The organism is Shewanella insulae (assembly GCF_009831655.1).
Classification (GTDB): domain Bacteria; phylum Pseudomonadota; class Gammaproteobacteria; order Enterobacterales; family Shewanellaceae; genus Shewanella; species Shewanella insulae.
Genome location: NZ_WRPA01000003.1, coordinates 226,487 through 244,626, shown reverse-complemented (window position 1 = coordinate 244,626; position 18,140 = coordinate 226,487). Strand labels below are relative to the sequence as shown.

The window sequence follows — 18,140 nt, the reverse complement described above, 5'->3', positions numbered from 1 at the left end:
AGCTTAGATCAAGGCCCGCCCATAAAAAAACCGATAAAAGGATTATCGGTTTTTTCAAAGTGCTTTCAATGCCTAGTCAAGATCCAGCGTCACGCCTTCCATGAAGCCTGAACTTGCCGATTCCGAGCTTTGCAGCTTGATCATCAAGCGAAGATCGTTTGGCGAGTCGGCGTAGTGCAGCGCATCAGAGTAGCTGATCTCACCTTCCACATAGAGCTTGAGCAGCGCCTGGTCGAAGGTCTGCATCCCCTGCTCGTTGGATTTCGCCATGGTTTCCTTAAGCAGATGCAGCTCATTCTTCTGAATAATGCTGGCAACCCTTGGGGTGTTGATCAACACCTCGATGGCTGCCCGGCGTCCCGAGCCATCGCTCTTAGGCACCAGTTGCTGCGCCACGATGCCGCGAAGGTTCAGCGACAAGTCGAACAATAGCTGTTGGTGTTTACTCTCGGGTACCAGGTGCATGATGCGGTCCAGCGCCTGGTTGGCGTTGTTGGCGTGCAGGGTTGCCATACAGAGGTGACCGGTTTCGGCGAACGACAGGGCAAACTCCATTGTCTCCTGAGTACGGATCTCACCGATCAGAATCACGTCTGGCGCCTGACGCAAGGAACTCTTGAGCGCGGCGTCGAAAGAGTCTGTGTCTATGCCCACCTCACGCTGGGTGATGATGCTCTTGCGATGGTCGTGCACAAATTCCACCGGATCTTCGATGGTGAGGATATGGCCGCGGGCGTGAGAGTTGCGGTAGCCCACAAGCGCAGCCAGCGAGGTCGACTTACCCGTACCCGTACCACCCACCATGATGATAAGGCCGCGCTTACTCATCACTAAGTCTTTCAAGATAGGGGGCAGCTTAAGATCTTCCACCAGCGGGATCTTGGTCTCGATGCGACGCATCACACAGCCAGGAGACTCTCGCTGCCAGAAGGCGCTGACACGAAAACGCCCCAGGCCCTTCTCGCCATAGGCGAAGTTACACTCGCGGGTCTCGTGAAACTCTTTACGCTGGGCCTCTGTCATCAAAGACTCGACAAACTCCAGCGCCTGGGCCGGGGTAAAGGGATTCTCGGCTAACGGGCGCACCTCGCCATCAACCTTAGCACTGGGGGGAAAGCCGGCGGTAATGAAGAGATCCGACGCCTTGCGCTCTACCATCACCTTTAAAAATGGACGAACTTCCATACTCAAACCTTACTAGAAACTAGCGTTTTTATTAGAACTCTTGGCCATCGCATCATCACGGGTGATCAAGCCACGACTGACCAGATTTTGCAGACACTGATCTAGGGTCTGCATGCCGTGCGCCATACCCGTTTGGATGGCCGAGTACATCTGCGCCACCTTATCTTCGCGGATAAGATTTCGAATCGCCGGGGTACCCATCATGATCTCGTGAGCCGCCACACGGCCACCGCCCACCTTCTTAATGAGGGTCTGGGAGATAACCGCCTGCAAGGACTCAGATAACATGGTACGCACCATACTCTTCTCGCCCTCGGGGAATACGTCGACCACACGGTCGATGGTTTTCGCCGCCGAGGTGGTGTGCAGGGTACCAAATACCAGGTGACCGGTTTCCGCCGCCGTCATGGCAAGACGTATGGTTTCGAGGTCACGCATCTCACCCACCAGAATCACATCCGGGTCTTCACGCAGTGCGCTACGCAGCGCGGCGTTAAAGCTGTGGGTGTGTCTGTGCACTTCACGTTGGTTGATCAGACACTGCTTATTCTGGTGAACGAATTCGATAGGGTCTTCGATGGTCAGGATATGGTCGTGACGGTTCTCGTTTACATAATCTATCATGCCCGCCAGGGTGGTACTCTTACCCGAACCTGTTGGGCCGGTTACCAACACAAGACCACGGGGAAAGCTGGCAATCTTCTTGAAAATCTCAGGGGCGCCCAGTTTCTCCAGGCTTAAGATCTCGCTGGGAATGGTACGGAACACCGCCGCGGCGCCGCGGGACTGGTTAAAGGCGTTCACACGGAAACGGGCTAAGTTGGGCACTTCGAACGAGAAATCTATCTCTAAATGCTCTTCATAATCTTTACGCTGTTTGTCGTTCATGATGTCATAAACGAGGCTGTGTACGCCTTGATGATCCAGGGCAGGCAGATTGATCTTTCTGACCTCACCATCAACACGTATCATGGGAGATACTCCCGCAGAAAGGTGTAGATCCGACGCGTTGTGTTTTACACTAAAGGCAAGTAACTCTGTGATTTCCATAGTATGGGATATCCATTCAACCAAAAACTTACAACATGACAACAATAGCAGACAGACTGGCCAACGCCCACCAAAGAATCGCTCAAGCGGCGCAAAATTCATCACGTGATTACAGGGAGATACGGCTGCTGGCGGTGAGTAAAACCAAGCCGATAGATCAGATAGTAGCGGCATATGATGCCGGACAGCGGCTTTTTGGTGAAAACTATGTTCAGGAGGGGGAAGAGAAGATAAATGCCCTGCGCGAAAGCCATGGCGACATCGAATGGCACTTCATCGGCCCGCTGCAATCGAACAAAACCAAAACCATCGCAGAGCACTTCGACTGGATGCACACATTAAGCCGGGAGAAGATAGCCAAACGCCTGAGCGAGCAGCGCCCTTGCCATCTCCCTCCCCTGCAGGTCTGCATCCAGGTGAATGTCAGCCAGGAGGAGAGTAAGTCGGGCGTCAATCCAGACGAAGTCGCTCCCCTGGCCGAGATGATTGCATCCCAGCCCAACCTCACCCTGAGAGGCCTGATGGCAATCCCCACCGCCACAGACGATGTTGCGCTGCAGCAGGCCGAGTTTAGCCAGATGCAGTCCCTGTTTAAGGCGCTGAAACAGCAACACCCGCGCCTGGATACCCTCTCCATGGGGATGAGCCAAGATCTTGAGCAGGCGATCGCCGCCGGCTCGACCATGGTGCGTATCGGCAGCGCCATCTTCGGCGCCCGGGATTACACTAAGGCTTAAAGACTAATGGGATAAAGCGCTAGGCCTTGTAATTCCCCTGAATGCCCAGATATAGATAGTTAGACCAATAAATAGAGACCCTTATGACACAGAAGAAGATTTGCTTTATCGGCGCGGGCAACATGACCCGCAGCATCACCAGCGGCCTGGTCAAGGGCGGCTATGCCCCGCAGCTTATTCACGCCACTAACCCCAGCGAGGGCAAACTCATCGCCCTGAAACAGGATTTAGGCATTCGAGTCTCCCACGACAACCTGCAGGCCGCCGATGAGGCTGACGTTATCGTGCTGGCGGTGAAACCTCAGCTGATGCAGCAGGTGTGTGAGGAGATGAGCGGACTCAACCTGAAAGACAAGCTTATCGTCACCATAGCAGCCGGGGTCACGGCAGAGCGTTATCACGACTTCTTCAAGCAGCCAATTCAGCTTATTCGCACCATGCCCAATACCCCGACACAGATCGGCCTTGGCATGACGGGCCTCTACGCCGAGCAGGGCGTGAGCGAGCAAGACCGCCAGTTGTGTGAGCAACTGATGCAGACCGGCGGCGAAACCGTGTGGGTAGAAAAAGAAGAGGATCTCAATCAGGTGATCGCCCTGGCGGGCAGCTCGCCGGCCTATTTTTTCCTCATGATGGAGGCTATGATTGACAGTGCCAAACAAGATGGCGTCGATGAGCAAGCCGCCAGAGAGATGGTGCAGCAGGCGGCTCTTGGTGCGGCCTCCATGGTGAAGCAGAATCCACAGCTTTCAGCGGCGCAGCTGCGGGAAAATGTCACCTCTAAGGGCGGCACCACGGCTCAGGCCTTAGCAGCGTTCGAGCGCGCCGGCCTCAGGGAGATAGTGCGCACCGCCATGCACGACTGCATGGACAGGGCCCAGGAAATGGCGAAGCAGTTTTAGGGCTGGCCCTTCATAGGCTTAACCCTAGTTTTATTCGATACAGCACAGTAGAGAAACACAATGGATGCATTAAGTTTTTTAGTGAACACCCTGTTTGACCTGTACCTCATGGTCGTCATCATTCGTATCTGGTTACAGCTGGCCCGTGCCGACTTTTACAACCCCTTCAGCCAGTTTGTGGTCAAGGCTACCCACCCGGTAGTAGGCCCCATGCGCCGCTTCCTGCCACCGCTGGGCGGCTTAGATACTGCCTCTGTGGTACTCGCTCTGGCGGTCGTTGTGGTTAAGTTTGTGATCCTCAGCCTGATGGCAGGCGCCGCCATTAACCTGCCCATCATACTCCTGGTGGCGCTGGTGTCTGTGCTAAAACAGGCTGGCGTGCTGCTGTTCTGGATGCTTATCCTACGCGCCATCCTCAGCTGGGTCAGCCAGGGGCACAACCCGATCGAGATGGTAATGGCGCAGCTGACCGAGCCGCTGGTCGCACCTATCCGCCGAATCATCCCCCCCATGGGTGGCCTGGATTTCTCCGTGATGATCTTCATGTTCGGTCTGATCTTCATCAACAAACTCTTGTCTCAATACGTTCCCTTCTGGGCTAACGTCTAGATGGCGATTGTCACCAAAGAAGAGGATGACCTCGTCATCAGGCTCTATATCCAACCTAAAGCCAGCCGGGACCAGATTGTTGGTCCCCATGGCGACGAGCTAAAGGTGGCCATTACCGCGCCGCCCATCGACGGCAAGGCCAATGCCCACCTATGCAAGTTTCTGGCGAAGCAGTTTAAGACGGCCAAGGGCAATATCCTTGTCGAAAAGGGTGAACTTGGGCGCCACAAGCAGATCCGCGTGGTGATGCCCAAGGCGATCCCTGAGGCTATCTCAGCCTTAATCCCATGAAATATGTAAGCAAATAAGCCTAGACGCCACAGCCTAAGACTTTAATAGCTATAATAGAATCAATTATCCCGTGACAGGAGATCACCATGATACGTACCCTTTTTTGTGCCCTGGCGCTTACCCTGCTTAGCATGGGCAATGCCGCTGCGGAGCAGAAGCAGAGCGTCGGCAATTTCGATATCCACTATGTTGCCCTGGGCAGCACCTTTATTACCCCTTCTATCGCCAAGACCTATGGCATCAAGCGCAGCAGCTATACCGGCCTGATTAACATTTCCGTGCTCGACACCAGCGCAGAAGGCACGCCGGCCATTCCGGTAGAGATCTCGGGGATCGCCAATAACCTGCTCGATGCCAGGGTAGAGCTGACCTTCAAGGAGATCCACGAAGGCGAGGCTATCTATTACATCGCCGAGGTGCCCTACCGGGACGATCAGGAGATCAATTTTCAGATAGCCATCAAGTATGGCAACAAGCTCAACACCCAGCTGAAGTTTAAGCAGAAGTTTTACGTCGATTAACCCGCCCCCCTCTTTCCAGTTCAAGCCGCGCCTAGCGCGGCTTGTTGCTATTTGAAGCTATCCCCTATCGTTTCCCCGCCAGCTTGGGTATGATTGCGGCCAATGAAACCTGCCACCATAGAGTCAGCGAAAATGAATCAAATCGTATTAGCCAGCGGCAACAAGGGAAAACTGAAAGAGTTTGCCGAGATCCTTGCCGAATTTGGCATAGAAGTCCTGCCACAGAGCCAGTTTAATGTTCAAGAAGTCCCGGAGACCGGCACCACCTTCGTCGAAAACGCCATCATCAAGGCTCGCCACGCAGCACAGGTGACAGGCCTGGCCGCCATCGCCGACGACTCAGGCCTGGAAGTAGACGCCTTAGAGGGTGCCCCCGGCATCTACTCGGCCCGCTACGGTGGTGAAGGGGCGAGCGACAGCGACAACTACACCAAGCTACTTGGCGCCCTAAAAGACGGCGATAAACGCAGCGCGCGCTTTCAGTGCATCCTGGTCTATATGCGTCATGCCAAAGACCCGACCCCCATCATCTGTCAGGCCTCTTGGGAGGGCAGCATAGGCTTCGAGCCAAGGGGCGACAACGGCCATGGCTATGATCCTGTCTTTATTCCGGCCGAGCATAATTGCAGCGCCGCCGAGCTAAGCAGCGATGAGAAGAATGCCCTCAGCCACAGAGGCAAGGCGATGCAGCTACTGCTAAGCGAGCTTAAGGCCAAGGGTGTGCTCGGCTAATGCTTAAGCTTCCTCCACTCAGTCTCTATATCCATATTCCCTGGTGCGTACAGAAGTGCCCCTACTGCGACTTCAACTCCCATGGCCAACATGGTGAGCTGCCCCAGCAGGAGTATGTGGACGACCTGCTCGCCGATCTGAAAAACGATGCCGCATATGTACAGGGGCGCAGCCTGTACTCCATCTTCATCGGTGGCGGCACCCCCTCCCTGTTCGATGCAGATCAGATAAGGCGTCTGCTCGATGGCGTAAGGGCGCAGATCCCCTTTGCCGAGGATATAGAGATCACCATGGAGGCCAACCCTGGCACCCTGGAGCATGACGACTTTAGTGCCTATCGCGCCGCCGGGGTGACTCGCCTCTCCATCGGCGTGCAGAGTTTTTCCAGCGATAAGCTGAATCTGCTAGGGCGAATTCACGATAAGCATGAGGCGGAGGTTGCGGCCAGCAAGGCAGCCCAGGCAGGCTACCAGAGTTTCAACCTGGATCTCATGCACGGCCTGCCTAATCAGAGCTTCGAGGAGGCGATGCGGGACATAGATAAGGCGGCGGCCCTCAATCCGCCCCACCTGTCCTGGTATCAGCTCACCATAGAGCCCAATACCCTGTTCCACTCTAAGCCTCCCCAGCTGCCGGACGATGAGGCGCTGTGGCAGATCTATGAGCAGGGCCAGCAGCGCCTTGCGGCACTCGGCTATGAGCAGTATGAGATCTCAGCCTACGCCAAACCCGGCTACCAGTGTCGTCACAACCTCAACTACTGGCAGTTTGGCGACTATCTGGGGATTGGCTGTGGTGCCCACGGTAAGATCACCCAGGCAGAAGAGCAGCGTATAGTGCGCACTGTGAAGATAAAGCATCCCAAGGGATATCTGGGCGCCGATGACTATCTATTCGATAAGAGCGAGGTACTGCCAGAAGACAGGGCGCTGGAATATCTGATGAACCGCCTGAGACTGATGTCTCCCATCCCTAAGCGCGAGCTTGAGGACCGCACCGGCCTGAAGGCAGAGGTGCTGGAAGACGGCATGGCTCGGGGCGCCGCCAAGGGTCTGGTCATCATTGAAGAAAAACATTGGCAACTCACGGCCAAGGGGCATATGTTTGTCAACGAACTGCTTGGGTTATTTTGCGAATAATCTTTCCCCTCTTTCGAGGGGAACAGAAACATTTTCTAACACTTAGTTTGCATATTTAATCGTCGGCTTTATTAGGATAACAGGCACTAATCAACAAAAGCCAAGTTATACCAATATCGCCATGCCAATAAAAACAAAAACAACTATCCTCGCCATCTCACTGGCGACTCTGCTTTCTGGCGCCGTGCACGCCGCGCCAGTCTCTCTGCCCCTACTCAGCGCCAACGAGCCAGTACAGAAGATCAGCGCGCAGGAATCTGAGAAGGCCAACCAACTCTTCGAAGCCATCTTCATGGAAAATGTGATGGCTAGCCCCATCAGCCAGACCCACCTAGGGATAAAGACTGACTATGACAAGTGGGATGAGCGCGGTGAAGCCGCCGATAAGAAGAGCCTGGCAAGAGATAAGCAGCATCTGGCGCAGCTCAAACAGATAGATAAAAGCAAGTTAGATGCACAGACTCGTCTGAGCTACGACCTGCTGACACAGAGACTCGAGCAGAGCATCGGCGACTACAAGTGGCGCCTGTATAGCTACCCGGTTAACCAGATGTATGGCGGCCACTCCATTGTGGCCTCTTTCCTGATCAACCAACACCAGATAGACAGCGTCTCGGATGCAAAGGCCTATATCAGCCGCCTCAAGGGCGTGCCCCGCTATATGCAGCAGTTGGAAGAAGCCCTAGAAGAACGCGCTAAGGCGGGCATCATAGCGCCTAAGTTTGTGTTTGCCTATGTGCTGTCAGACAGCCGTAACATCATCAGCGGCGCTCCCTTCGATCAAAGTGATGACAGCGCCATCTGGGCCGACTTTCAGCGTAAAGTGGCTAAGCTTGCGATAGACGATGTCCAGCGTAATAAGCTGCTCGATGAGGCCAAACAGGCGCTGACCGCTCAGGTCAAGCCCGCCTATGACAAGCTTATCGCCTATGTCGAGACCCTAGAGAAACGCGCCGATACCAAAGATGGTGTGTGGAAGTTTAGAGACGGCGAGGCGTTTTACAACAACGCCCTGGCACGCACCACGACCACACATATGACTGCCGATGAGATCCACCAGTTGGGGCTCGCCGAGGTAGACCGCATCCATCAGGAGATGCGCGCCATCATGAAAAAGGTCGGCTTCGAGGGCGATCTCAGGGCCTTCTTCAAGTTTATGCGTGAAGACAAGCAATTCTATTATCCCGACACAGAAGAAGGCCGCACCGCCTATCTAAACGATGCCAAGGCATTGATAGACAACATCTCCTCTCGCCTGGATGAGGTGTTTTTTGTCAAGCCTAAGGCGCCCATGATAGTGAAACGGGTCGAGGCCTTCAGAGAGAAGTCGGCCGGTAAGGCCTTCTATAATCAACCGACTCCGGATGGCAGCCGCCCAGGCACCTACTACGCTAACCTGTATGACATGGAGGCCATGCCCAAGTATCAGATGGAGGCGTTGGCCTACCACGAGGGCACGCCGGGCCATCATATGCAGATCGCTATCGCCCAGGAACTACAAGGGATCCCTAAGTTCAGAAAGTTTGGCGGCTACACCGCCTACATAGAGGGCTGGGGCCTTTACAGCGAGTTCTTCCCTAAGGAGATGGGCCTATATAAGGACCCTTACTCAGACTTCGGCCGCCTGGCCATGGAGCTATGGCGCTCATGTCGTCTGGTGGTGGATACCGGCATACACGCCAAGCGTTGGACCCGCGAGCAAGGGATCCAATACTATGTCAACAACACCCCGAATGCCGAGTCTGACGCCATCAAGATGGTCGAGCGTCATATCGTGATGCCATCACAGGCGACCGCCTATAAGATAGGTATGCTCAAGATTGTCGATATTCGCGAGAAGGCCAAGGCGATCATGGGCGATAAGTTCGATATTCGTGAGTTCCACACCCTGGTACTCAAGAACGGACCTCTGCCGCTGGATGTGCTTGAGGCTAAGGTGATGAACTGGGCTCATAAGGCCTAATTTCTAAACCTTATCACTAGAGCCAGTATTCAAGGCATAGTTAACCATAAGAAAGGCCGCTCTTAACCAGGGCGGCCTTTTTAGTTTTATCGGCTAATTCTGTTATCAATCAAGGCTAACGCCTCTTAGCTGAAGGTTAAGGCTTACTCGCTAAAGCCCTCTCGGGTCACCTTGAGAAGCTTGGTCACCTTGTTAGCCGGCGCTTCGGCCATTGCCTGTTCATCGCCATGGGTGAGATAGCTCAGTGACACACTCGAGGTCACATCAAACGGCTCCTCGGTCTGCAGGGCGCTTATCTCGACCCTGTCTCCGATGAAGTAGCTGTCTAACTGCTCGATATCGCCAAGCTTATGATTGATGCTAAACAGCCCCAAATAGGCGAATACACCGCTGCCCTGATTGGAGACGAAGAAGGGCGCCACAAACAGCATCTCGTCGCTGTTTGTATCCGACACGCGCTCTTCTTCCCCATCGGCGACATGGTTCAGCGTCACTATCTTCATATAGTCCAGGTGCACACTGCCCCGCTCAGGGCCATCCTGGTAATCGCCGCTGGCAAAGCGTCTGTCGCCGCTCAGACTGATACTGGTGAGTCTCGCCTCGGCCTGAGACTCAGGCAGCTGGATAGACCAAGCCTTATGGGTCTTGATGCTAAAGAGGGTAAGCATCACCTTATCGACATCCTCATCTAAGGGGATGACACTGCCATCTTCCTTAACCACATAGAGATCGTCATTTGTAAAATTAAAACGATAGACACCCGCCAGCACCACTAGAACCAGCAAACCCACAATCAACAATAAGATCTTACGCGCCATAGACTTCCCTTTATCTCGCTTCACACTCATCGCGCCATGCCCTTTATGCAATGCCTCATACACGAAACGAGCTGAATTAAACAATATCAGCACGATACCCTGAGTAATACTCAGATACCATGCACAGCGCATTAAACTATCTTTATTTTTCAGTAATAAGACGCTAATTCGGCAAGATGAAGATGCTTGGTCAAAGCCAGAGCACTATGACAGAAGGAGGAAGCGACAGGAAAAGATTGGGCGGAGATCTGGACGCTTAATAATCCAAGGCCCTAAAAGAAAAATACCCCAGCAATCTTTGCTGGGGTAAACCAAAACTAGGATGATGGTTTTAAGGCTAGCATTGTTTTAGTTCTTAAACCGCTGCCAGCATTGATTCAAGATTGCAGTAACGCCGACCTGTGTAACCAAACGAGAGAGGGGTCATTCTCTGGCTCGGCTAACTGAATCAGGTCATCCCGATATCAACTGCCACCATTGTATTAAATTAAGAACAGACTGCAACGTGAATTCCTCTCAAGCTTTAGCTCAAGCTAAATAAGCCATCGCAAAACAGAGAGGTAATACCAGTGCAACTATATGATTATAAAAAGATAACCCCCGACATCAAAAATACCGGGGGTTATCGTCTTGTTATCAGAACAATGTTTTTAAGTTATTGATAACTGAAAATCGTAAAGACCTTAACAGCAACATGGATAAAATGCTGTTTTTTCAGCCAAATCCTGCTATTTACGCTGGGCATACAGGGCGGCGTATGGCTCGTCCCAATATGGTGGTGAACCGATATGATCCTTAATGAAGTCGATAAAGGCGCTCACCTTAGGTGCCAGGTGTTTACGTCTTGGGTAAACAGCCTGCAATGGCAGATGGTGAGTCAACTGCCATTCTGGCAATAAGGGAACCAGGGTGCCCTTCTCTATCTCATTCTCAAGCAGGTAACTGGCGAGATACACCACGCCCAGGCCGCTCACCGCGGCGGACTTAAGCGCAGGCGCGTTGTCGACCCTGAAGTTACCCGATACGCCAATTTCACAGTAATCGTCACCCTTCTTAAACTGCCACACGCTGTGCTCATGCCACTCGCCGTGATACACAAGGCAGTTATGGTCCACCAGCTGCTCTGGACGCTCAGGATAACCATGCTTGGCCACATACTCGGGAGATGCCGCCAACAGGAACTGACACTTCATCAGGGGTCTGGCCACCATGCCAAGCGGCAGCTGCTCAGACATGGTCAACAGGAGATCTAAGCCCTCACTGACCACGTCAACCTTATGGTCCAACAGGCTAACCTGTAGCTCCAACTCAGGGTGTCTGGCCATAAAATCTGGTAAGGCTGGAATGATGTGCATGGTACCGAAGGATTGGGAGATCCCCACCTTGAGTACGCCGCGCGTGGCATCGTTGAGATTGTGTACGCTGGCGACTGCCTGATCGGCATCGCGAAGCAACTCTTCACCCTGGGCATAAAGCAGCTGTCCGGCCTCGGTTAAACTCAGACTCCGAGTGGTACGCTGTATCAGCTGAACACCTAATTTATGCTCAAGGTCGGCAACCTGAGTACTGACCTTTGATTTAGAAATCCCCAATTTTCGCGCGGCAGAGCTAAAGCTCCCGGCGCGAGCAACATGAGTAAAAATTGCAATAGGTTCTAAAAGTTCTAACATTTAAATAGCCTTAAGGTGTTTGCGACCCTATAAATACCAATTATAAATCATAGAGATACCTCCTAAGTGCGAAGTTATCCCCTTGACTATGCAGATTATTTTAAGAGTAGAGTCAGACTGTTAGCCATTTCGTTATCGAAATTTCGCCAGCATTGTTATTATTTTTTACAAGTATACCAAAGATTTGCTCTTTGATTCTAATACCTATTTTCTAGCCACTATACACCCAGTTAGGAGTGGAGGAAAAGTCATAACAATGGCAGGCCCAGAATAAAAAAAGCCCTGCACCCAAGGTAAGTGCAGGGAAATGTGGATGTTGCTATGCCAGAGGAAATCGTTTGCGGGCTATTCCCGCAGGGTTTGTTGCTTAGCGCTCACCAGTGGATAGTCACGTAGGGCCGGGACTTCGCTGCGCATCTGAGACTCTAGAGCCGCCAGCTGCTGGAAGTTGTCACACAGCTTATCGGCGCGCGCCTCGAGATCTGTGGCCTGCTGTTCAATCTGGGCTTCGATATCGTCGCCCACCTTGTCCATCTTGGCCGAGAAGGCGTTCATCTTCTCCTCGAAGCTCTCGCCGTCGCCCTTCATCATCTCGCTACCCAGGGTCATCATCATGCTGCCGATAGAGCTCTGCACCAGCTGCTCCATCTCTTGCTCGAACTCTTTGCCAAAGGTGTCTTCGATAGAAGATTCGGTGGCGCCCAGGTAGAACTTATCGCCATTTTGATAAGCAACCTTGTCGATGCGCTTCGACATGCCATCCATCATCTCATCTATCTTGGCTCCGGCGGCGTCACCCAGCAGCGGCGTGAGCGCCATGCTCACGGCGGTAGACGCGATATCGACGGTGTCATGCACCACGTCGATCACCTCGGGAAGCTGCTTAGACACCTCACCGGCATATTGATTAACCAACGCCTGCTGCTTGTCGTTTAGCTCCACCTTGTCACCGTTAACGTAGAGACGGCCAAGCTCGATGCGATACACTTCTTTCTTCGCCTCACTGACCACCAACTTGCTAGGTTCGACGGAAACATCGTAATTGAGGCTCACCTCGCACTGTTTGTCATCCCGTCCAAAGGAGATGTGGTTATCTTTATCTTCACCGGCCCAGGCGGCGCTGGTGGTGGCAAGTACGAAAGCTGTCAGTCCAAGAGATGCGGTCAATTTCTTCATATTCTTATTCCTTAAGTCATCGAAAATCACATGATGAGAAGCTTAAGGTGCACCATGTGTCGTTGATGACTAACAATACAGGTATCGTGCCAATTTTAACTAATTAAATATAATCAATGGATTAGATAAAAATGACGATGTAGGCCAAGGCTATAAGTCGGCTAGAGGCTAACAAAAGTAAAGCCTTCAACCAGTTTTTAGTAAATTTCACCATCGACGCGAATGCAGCTAAGACATGAAAAGTAGAATGCAGAGAAAGATAAAAACAAAGCAAAGAGTTAAATGAAAGAGCGCCTAATCAGGCGCTCTGTTAGAAGATAGAACGGCCCAGGGCTTGGGAGAGCTTCTCGAGTGCGGAGGTGCCCGCTAGAGAGTTACCGTTCTTATCTAGCTCTGGAGACCAAACACAGATGCTCATATCGCCCGGGATCACGGCGATGATGCCGCCGCCCACGCCGCTCTTACCCGGCATGCCGACCCGATAGGCAAACTCCCCCGCACCATCGTACAGACCAGATGTGGCCAACAGGGCGTTAAGCTTACGTGTCTGTATGGGCGAGACCACCTGCTCTGCCGAGAGGCTCTGGCCTCGATTGGCCAGATAGAGCATGGCTTTGGATAGATCGGCGCAGCTCATCTTCAGCGCGCAGTAGTGAAAGTAGTTTCTCAGCACCCTATCGACATCGTTATTAAAGTTGCCGAAGGACTTCATCAGGTAAGCGATGGCCGCGTTACGGGCGCTGTGCTCATATTCAGAGGCCGCGACACGCTTATCATAAATCACATGGGCGTTGGCGCTCAGCTTTCTGACCACCTCGAGCATACGATGCTTAGGCGCGCCGAGGCGGCTCTGCAACAGATCGGCTATGATCAGAGCGCCGGCGTTGATAAAGGGATTTCTCGGTACCCCGCGCTCGAGCTCTATCTGCACCAGGGAGTTAAAGGACTGCCCCGAGGGCTCCTTACCGACGCGAGACCAGATCTCAGCCTCCTCGTACAGGGTCAGGGCGACCGTGAGGCTAAAGACCTTAGAGATACTCTGGATCGAAAAGGGCTCGAGATAGTCTCCAGCCCCTATGGTTTGACCATCGATTGTGGTCACGGCGATCCCAAGCTTGGTAGGATCCACCTCGGCCAGGGCGGGAATATAGTCGGCGACCTTGCCCTTTCCCAGCAGAGGACGCACCTGCTCGATAATGGTCTCGAGCAGGTCCTTCTGTGGCATTAGTTCCACCAGATATCGTACAGCTCGCTAACCATGACATCTTTCACCGGCTGACTCTTCCAGAAGTCACTCACGGCCTGCCTGTCTTCTTCAGTGCACTTGCCAATGGTTTGGGTGGCGATGATGCCTTCCCACTCTTTATGGCCGCCACCGTGGAAACCCAGCTTTCTCTCTTCGATCACCTGGTCGATAAACTGATCGACGATAGCATCGATCTGCTCTTCGCTTACCGAATCATCGAAGGTCCAATTCACATCGAAGCCGAACTCTTGAAACTCATCAATGCGTAATTTTTTACGTAAACGACGACTACGTGTTGCCATGTGTATTCCCTCTTTTTATAGAAATTAAGCTTACTCGGTACGCTCAAACATCAGATCCCAGACGCCATGTCCCAGACGATGGCCCCTTGCCTCAAACTTGGTCAGCGGACGATGATCGGGACGTGGCACAAAGTCGCCATCCTGCGCCTGGTTCTTATAGCCAGGCGCCGCGCTCATCACCTCTAACATGTGCTCGCTGTAGTTTTCCCAATCGGTCGCCAGGTGAAACACACCACCTATCTTCAGGCAGCGACGGATAAGCTCGGCAAATTCCGGCTGAACAATGCGGCGCTTGTGATGACGCTTCTTGTGCCAAGGATCTGGGAAGAATAGCTGTACTCTGGCCAGGCTGCCGCTTTGGATGCTGTTTTCCAACACCTCGATGGCGTCGTGGTGGAAAACACGCAGGTTAGTGACACCGGCCTCAGCCGCATCAGCAAGACAGGCACCCACGCCAGGCTTGTGAACTTCGATACCGATAAAGTTAAGCTCGGGAGCCGCCTTAGCCATCTCCACCAGAGAGGCGCCCATGCCGAACCCAATTTCCAGCACGGTATCGGCTTCGCGGCCAAACACCTTGACCAGATCCAGTGGCTCGGGCGAGTAGTCCAGTCCCATCACAGGCCATTGCTGCTCCATCGCCTGCGCCTGGCCCTTGGTCAAACGTCCTTCACGTAAAACAAAGCTTCTCACTTTGCGAAGGTATTTACCCTCTTCGTTAAACTCTGCGGTGGTCACTTCGCTCATTATTTTTCAGCCTCAGATCTGCCATTGGTTGGCCATATAGCGCCGAGAAAAAGTCAGCGTCAAGCGACTCTAGGCTCGACTCACAAACTCATATGATCCCACGGGATCCTGACACTTATATGATTGGAAAATTATAAAAAGAAGGGCATTATCCAAAGTTACTGCGCTAAGGCAAGCCCTATGTTGCCAAAGTATACCAATAATCCCGCTAGGTGCGAGTCATGGCGCCCTAGAGATACCATTTGCCTTGAGAAAAACCTTGCCCCTCTATAGACTGAGCGCCATGAAAACAGAGCAATTTCACCAGCGCATCGTCACCTGGTACGACAAACACGGACGCAAGCATCTCCCCTGGCAGCAAGATAAGACCCCCTATAAGGTTTGGGTGTCCGAGATCATGTTACAGCAGACTCAAGTTGCCACCGTGATCCCCTACTTCGAAGCCTTTATGGCGCGTTTCCCCACTATCTTGGACTTGGCAAAAGCCGATCAGGATGAGGTGCTGCACCACTGGACCGGCCTTGGCTATTACGCCCGAGCACGTAACCTACATAAGAGTGCCCAGCTGATAGCCAGCGACTATGATGGTGTATTCCCAACCCAGTTCGAGCAGGTACTCGCCCTGCCCGGCATTGGCCGCTCGACCGCAGGGGCGATACTCTCACTCTCCCTTGGGCAGCATCACCCCATATTAGATGGCAACGTCAAGCGAGTGCTCGCCAGACACGGTGCCATCGCGGGCTGGCCCGGCAAGCGTGAGGTGGAGGAGCAGCTGTGGCAGCTCACCAACCGCCTGACTCCAAAAGCAGGCGTGACACAATACAATCAGGCGATGATGGATATTGGCGCCAGCATCTGCACCCGCTCTAAGCCTAAGTGCGAGCAGTGCCCCGTTGCCATCGACTGCAAGGCGCAGCTGATGGGCCATCAGACAGAGTTTCCCGGCAAGAAGCCGAAGAAGACGATACCGGAAAAGCTCGGCTATATGCTGGTGATTAAAGATGAAGAGCGTGTGCTGATGAGCAAGCGCCCACCGGCGGGGATCTGGGGGGGACTCTGGTGCTTCCCGCAGTTTGACAGCCAAGAGGCGCTCGAGGAGTTTGCCAAAGCAAAAGGCCTGACTCTCGAAAGTCAGGAGCCCATAAACAGTTTTCGTCACACCTTCAGCCACTTCCATCTGGATATCAGCGCCTTTGTGGCACACCAGAGCACAAGCGCACTTGAGATCATGGAAGAGAGCGCCTCTCTCTGGTATAACATAGCCAAGCCCCCCAAGGTTGGCCTGGCCGCCGCCACAGAGCGGATCCTCGCCAGCTTAGGTTCAGTATCAAATAAGGAGTAATCATGGCGCGCAAAGTGAACTGCCAGTATCTTAAGAAAGAGGCAGACGGCCTAGCCTTTCAGCTCTACCCTGGTGAACTAGGTAAGCGAATTTTTGACAACATCAGCCAGGAAGCCTGGTCACTCTGGCAGGCCAAGCAGACCATGCTGATCAATGAGAAGAAACTCAACATGATGAATGTTGACGATCGCAAATTCCTCGAAGAGCAGATGGTTAACTTCCTGTTTGAGGGCAAAGAGGTCGAGATCGAAGGCTATGTGCCGCAAAAAGATGACGAGTAATAGATAGCTCGCTCTATAAAAGTAAAAAGCGCCAATGGGCGCTTTTTCTATAATGGGGACTTGCTTAAGCAGTCACTACTGACGAATGCCTTCTACCACGAGATCTAGGGTCACATGGCTGGACGCGGGACCCAGATCCATCTTGATATCATAGTCCTTCAAGGCAAATTCAGTCTGGCCGACGAAACCGGCGCGGTAGCCACCCCAAGGATCTTGCCCTTCACCAATAAACTTTGCATCGATTGCCACAGGCTTAGTCACCCCGTTAAGGGTCAGCATGCCATTGAGCACAAACTTGCCATCACCCAGCTCTTTGACCGAGGTCGATTTAAAGCTAGCCTCGGGATGCTTAGCCACATTAAGGAAATCCTCGCTTCTCAAGTGCTTGTCACGCTCGGCGTGGTTAGAGTCGAGGCTCGCCGTGTTGATCGTTACATTTACCTTGGCATCACCTATATGCTTGCTATCGAAACTAAAGTCGCCGGCAAACTCGTTAAATCGCCCCACCACGAAGCTATAACCTAAGTGACTCACCTTAAACTGCACCGAGGCGTGGGCACCTTGGGTATCTATCACATAATCGGCGGCGTTGGCCGTAGCCGGTAACATGAATGCACCCGCGCCTAGTGTGCTAATAAGTGCGGCGCTCAATATAGCCTTCTTCATTGTGTCTCCTTAATGTTTAACATGCGTTTCAAGCTTGCGTCTTTGTCGATAAAATGGTGTTTTAGTGCCCCAAGGGCATGCAGAGTTACCAAGGCGATAAAGCCATAGGCCAGATATTGATGTACTTTGCCGGCAATATCCGCCTGCCCCTCAAACAATAGCCCCAGGCTCGGCAACTCGATGAGTGAGAAAACACCTATGGCCCTGCCGTCGGCGGTCGAGATAAGATAGCCAGAAATCAAGATGCCAAGCAGCATCAGATACAGCAGACGATGCACCAGGCCCGCGGCCAGCTTCTCCCACCTTTGATGGCCGGGGAGCGCCTTAGGCGCCGGGTTTAACCAACGCCACAGCAGACGGCACAGGGTTAACACCATCAGCAGCACGCCTATGCTCTTATGCAGATCCGGCGCCCGCTTATACCAAGGGCTGTAGTAGGTCAGCTCGACCATCCACACGCCCAGGGCGAACAGCGTTAATACGGCAATCGCCGTCAGCCAATGCAGGCCTATGCTCACCAAGCCGTAGCGGCTCTGGGTATTTTTAAACACGATTCATCCTCATTTATCACTTAACAGCATATTAACTTCGATTTATGTCGACGAATATCGCGTAATTTCGCCAATAAATTTCTAATTTTTAGAAAGGTAGCACTAAGACAAAATGGATAAGTGGGGAATTGGGAAATAAGACGCCTGAAAACGCGCCTTTAAGAACAAATATTGGCTTAAATCTGGGTTTTAACCACAGCCACTGCGCTAAA

20 protein-coding genes are annotated in these 18,140 nt (G+C 52.8%); 10 read left to right on the top strand and 10 right to left on the bottom strand.

Annotated elements, in window-relative coordinates; translation table 11 throughout:
• Positions 1-72 precede the first annotated feature (72 nt).
• Together GNT65_RS05480 and GNT65_RS05475 are read right to left on the bottom strand one after the other, a co-directional pair.
• Complete coding sequence (locus GNT65_RS05480; protein ID WP_160794178.1) at positions 73-1,185, bottom strand: PilT/PilU family type 4a pilus ATPase; 1,113 nt, start codon at positions 1,183-1,185, stop codon at positions 73-75.
• 12 nt (positions 1,186-1,197) lie between these two features.
• A complete protein-coding gene (locus tag GNT65_RS05475) occupies positions 1,198-2,235 on the bottom strand; it encodes a type IV pilus twitching motility protein PilT (protein WP_160794176.1) in 1,038 nt (345 codons plus the stop codon).
• 35 nt (positions 2,236-2,270) lie between these two features.
• On the opposite strand from GNT65_RS05475, the gene GNT65_RS05470 reads away from it, so the two are divergent.
• From GNT65_RS05470 to GNT65_RS05435, 8 genes are all read left to right on the top strand, one after another.
• Positions 2,271-2,972, top strand: a complete 702-nt coding sequence (locus GNT65_RS05470) for a YggS family pyridoxal phosphate-dependent enzyme (RefSeq protein WP_160794174.1) — start codon at positions 2,271-2,273, stop codon at positions 2,970-2,972.
• Positions 2,973-3,055: 83 nt separating this feature from the next.
• Positions 3,056-3,874, top strand: a complete 819-nt coding sequence (gene proC / locus GNT65_RS05465; protein ID WP_160794172.1) for a pyrroline-5-carboxylate reductase — start codon at positions 3,056-3,058, stop codon at positions 3,872-3,874.
• Between the two features lie 60 nt (positions 3,875-3,934).
• On the top strand, positions 3,935-4,483 hold the full coding sequence (locus tag GNT65_RS05460) for a YggT family protein (RefSeq protein WP_160794170.1): 549 nt from the start codon (positions 3,935-3,937) through the stop codon (positions 4,481-4,483).
• On the top strand, positions 4,484-4,774 hold the full coding sequence (gene yggU / locus GNT65_RS05455) for a DUF167 family protein YggU (RefSeq protein WP_160794168.1): 291 nt from the start codon (positions 4,484-4,486) through the stop codon (positions 4,772-4,774). It abuts the gene before it with no gap.
• A gap of 86 nt (positions 4,775-4,860) precedes the next feature.
• The gene (locus GNT65_RS05450; RefSeq protein WP_160794166.1) at positions 4,861-5,295 is read left to right on the top strand and encodes a DUF4426 domain-containing protein; all 435 of its coding nucleotides are present in this window, start codon (positions 4,861-4,863) and stop codon (positions 5,293-5,295) included.
• A gap of 132 nt (positions 5,296-5,427) precedes the next feature.
• Positions 5,428-6,027, top strand: a complete 600-nt coding sequence (rdgB, locus tag GNT65_RS05445; protein ID WP_160794164.1) for an RdgB/HAM1 family non-canonical purine NTP pyrophosphatase — start codon at positions 5,428-5,430, stop codon at positions 6,025-6,027.
• Positions 6,027-7,166 carry a radical SAM family heme chaperone HemW gene (hemW, locus tag GNT65_RS05440; RefSeq protein WP_160794162.1) on the top strand — a complete coding sequence of 380 codons (1,140 nt, stop codon included), beginning with the start codon at positions 6,027-6,029 and terminating at the stop codon, positions 7,164-7,166. The genes rdgB and hemW overlap by 1 nt, the downstream gene beginning before the upstream one ends.
• 121 nt (positions 7,167-7,287) lie before the next feature.
• Positions 7,288-9,129: a DUF885 domain-containing protein gene (locus GNT65_RS05435; RefSeq protein ID WP_160794160.1), complete on the top strand. Its 1,842-nt coding sequence runs from the start codon at positions 7,288-7,290 to the stop codon at positions 9,127-9,129.
• A gap of 143 nt (positions 9,130-9,272) precedes the next feature.
• Here GNT65_RS05435 and GNT65_RS05430 read toward each other — a convergent pair whose 3' ends face one another.
• From GNT65_RS05430 to trmB, 6 genes are all read right to left on the bottom strand, one after another.
• Positions 9,273-10,079 (bottom strand): hypothetical protein, encoded by an 807-nt coding sequence (locus GNT65_RS05430; RefSeq protein WP_244952097.1) that lies wholly within the window; start codon positions 10,077-10,079, stop codon positions 9,273-9,275.
• Between the two features lie 596 nt (positions 10,080-10,675).
• Complete coding sequence (locus GNT65_RS05425) at positions 10,676-11,617, bottom strand: LysR family transcriptional regulator (RefSeq protein ID WP_011864932.1); 942 nt, start codon at positions 11,615-11,617, stop codon at positions 10,676-10,678.
• A gap of 345 nt (positions 11,618-11,962) precedes the next feature.
• Positions 11,963-12,793, bottom strand: a complete 831-nt coding sequence (locus tag GNT65_RS05420; protein ID WP_144201218.1) for a YggN family protein — start codon at positions 12,791-12,793, stop codon at positions 11,963-11,965.
• A 310-nt stretch (positions 12,794-13,103) separates the two neighbouring features.
• Complete coding sequence (glsB, locus tag GNT65_RS05415) at positions 13,104-14,018, bottom strand: glutaminase B (protein WP_160794158.1); 915 nt, start codon at positions 14,016-14,018, stop codon at positions 13,104-13,106.
• On the bottom strand, positions 14,018-14,341 hold the full coding sequence (locus tag GNT65_RS05410; protein WP_160794156.1) for a YggL family protein: 324 nt from the start codon (positions 14,339-14,341) through the stop codon (positions 14,018-14,020). The genes glsB and GNT65_RS05410 overlap by 1 nt, the downstream gene beginning before the upstream one ends.
• A 30-nt stretch (positions 14,342-14,371) precedes the next feature.
• On the bottom strand, positions 14,372-15,088 hold the full coding sequence (gene trmB, locus GNT65_RS05405) for a tRNA (guanosine(46)-N7)-methyltransferase TrmB (RefSeq protein ID WP_144201214.1): 717 nt from the start codon (positions 15,086-15,088) through the stop codon (positions 14,372-14,374).
• A gap of 283 nt (positions 15,089-15,371) precedes the next feature.
• Here trmB and mutY point away from each other — a divergent pair, with 283 nt between their 5' ends.
• Together mutY and GNT65_RS05395 are read left to right on the top strand one after the other, a co-directional pair.
• Entirely contained in the window at positions 15,372-16,430 is a 1,059-nt protein-coding gene (gene mutY / locus GNT65_RS05400) for an A/G-specific adenine glycosylase (protein ID WP_160794154.1), read from the top strand.
• A 2-nt stretch (positions 16,431-16,432) separates the two neighbouring features.
• The gene (locus GNT65_RS05395; RefSeq protein ID WP_160794145.1) at positions 16,433-16,711 is read left to right on the top strand and encodes an oxidative damage protection protein; all 279 of its coding nucleotides are present in this window, start codon (positions 16,433-16,435) and stop codon (positions 16,709-16,711) included.
• Between the two features lie 75 nt (positions 16,712-16,786).
• Here GNT65_RS05395 and GNT65_RS05390 read toward each other — a convergent pair whose 3' ends face one another.
• Entirely contained in the window at positions 16,787-17,377 is a 591-nt protein-coding gene (locus GNT65_RS05390; protein ID WP_160794143.1) for a YceI family protein, read from the bottom strand.
• Positions 17,374-17,928 (bottom strand): cytochrome b/b6 domain-containing protein, encoded by a 555-nt coding sequence (locus GNT65_RS05385; protein ID WP_160794141.1) that lies wholly within the window; start codon positions 17,926-17,928, stop codon positions 17,374-17,376. The genes GNT65_RS05390 and GNT65_RS05385 overlap by 4 nt, the downstream gene beginning before the upstream one ends.
• Positions 17,929-18,140: the final 212 nt, after the last annotated feature.

Excerpts from the sequence above, each read along its gene's own strand:
- GNT65_RS05480 (WP_160794178.1), bottom strand. The coding sequence starts at position 1,185 with ATGGAAGTTCGTCCATTTTTAAAGGTGATGGTAGAGCGCAAGGCGTCG.
- GNT65_RS05475 (WP_160794176.1), bottom strand. The coding sequence starts at position 2,235 with ATGGAAATCACAGAGTTACTTGCCTTTAGTGTAAAACACAACGCGTCG.
- GNT65_RS05470 (WP_160794174.1), top strand. The coding sequence starts at position 2,271 with ATGACAACAATAGCAGACAGACTGGCCAACGCCCACCAAAGAATCGCT.
- proC (WP_160794172.1), top strand. The coding sequence starts at position 3,056 with ATGACACAGAAGAAGATTTGCTTTATCGGCGCGGGCAACATGACCCGC.
- GNT65_RS05460 (WP_160794170.1), top strand. The coding sequence starts at position 3,935 with ATGGATGCATTAAGTTTTTTAGTGAACACCCTGTTTGACCTGTACCTC.
- yggU (WP_160794168.1), top strand. The coding sequence starts at position 4,484 with ATGGCGATTGTCACCAAAGAAGAGGATGACCTCGTCATCAGGCTCTAT.
- GNT65_RS05450 (WP_160794166.1), top strand. The coding sequence starts at position 4,861 with ATGATACGTACCCTTTTTTGTGCCCTGGCGCTTACCCTGCTTAGCATG.
- rdgB (WP_160794164.1), top strand. The coding sequence starts at position 5,428 with ATGAATCAAATCGTATTAGCCAGCGGCAACAAGGGAAAACTGAAAGAG.
- hemW (WP_160794162.1), top strand. The coding sequence starts at position 6,027 with ATGCTTAAGCTTCCTCCACTCAGTCTCTATATCCATATTCCCTGGTGC.
- GNT65_RS05435 (WP_160794160.1), top strand. The coding sequence starts at position 7,288 with ATGCCAATAAAAACAAAAACAACTATCCTCGCCATCTCACTGGCGACT.
- GNT65_RS05430 (WP_244952097.1), bottom strand. The coding sequence starts at position 10,079 with ATGCGCTGTGCATGGTATCTGAGTATTACTCAGGGTATCGTGCTGATA.
- GNT65_RS05425 (WP_011864932.1), bottom strand. The coding sequence starts at position 11,617 with ATGTTAGAACTTTTAGAACCTATTGCAATTTTTACTCATGTTGCTCGC.
- GNT65_RS05420 (WP_144201218.1), bottom strand. The coding sequence starts at position 12,793 with ATGAAGAAATTGACCGCATCTCTTGGACTGACAGCTTTCGTACTTGCC.
- glsB (WP_160794158.1), bottom strand. The coding sequence starts at position 14,018 with ATGCCACAGAAGGACCTGCTCGAGACCATTATCGAGCAGGTGCGTCCT.
- GNT65_RS05410 (WP_160794156.1), bottom strand. The coding sequence starts at position 14,341 with ATGGCAACACGTAGTCGTCGTTTACGTAAAAAATTACGCATTGATGAG.
- trmB (WP_144201214.1), bottom strand. The coding sequence starts at position 15,088 with ATGAGCGAAGTGACCACCGCAGAGTTTAACGAAGAGGGTAAATACCTT.
- mutY (WP_160794154.1), top strand. The coding sequence starts at position 15,372 with ATGAAAACAGAGCAATTTCACCAGCGCATCGTCACCTGGTACGACAAA.
- GNT65_RS05395 (WP_160794145.1), top strand. The coding sequence starts at position 16,433 with ATGGCGCGCAAAGTGAACTGCCAGTATCTTAAGAAAGAGGCAGACGGC.
- GNT65_RS05390 (WP_160794143.1), bottom strand. The coding sequence starts at position 17,377 with ATGAAGAAGGCTATATTGAGCGCCGCACTTATTAGCACACTAGGCGCG.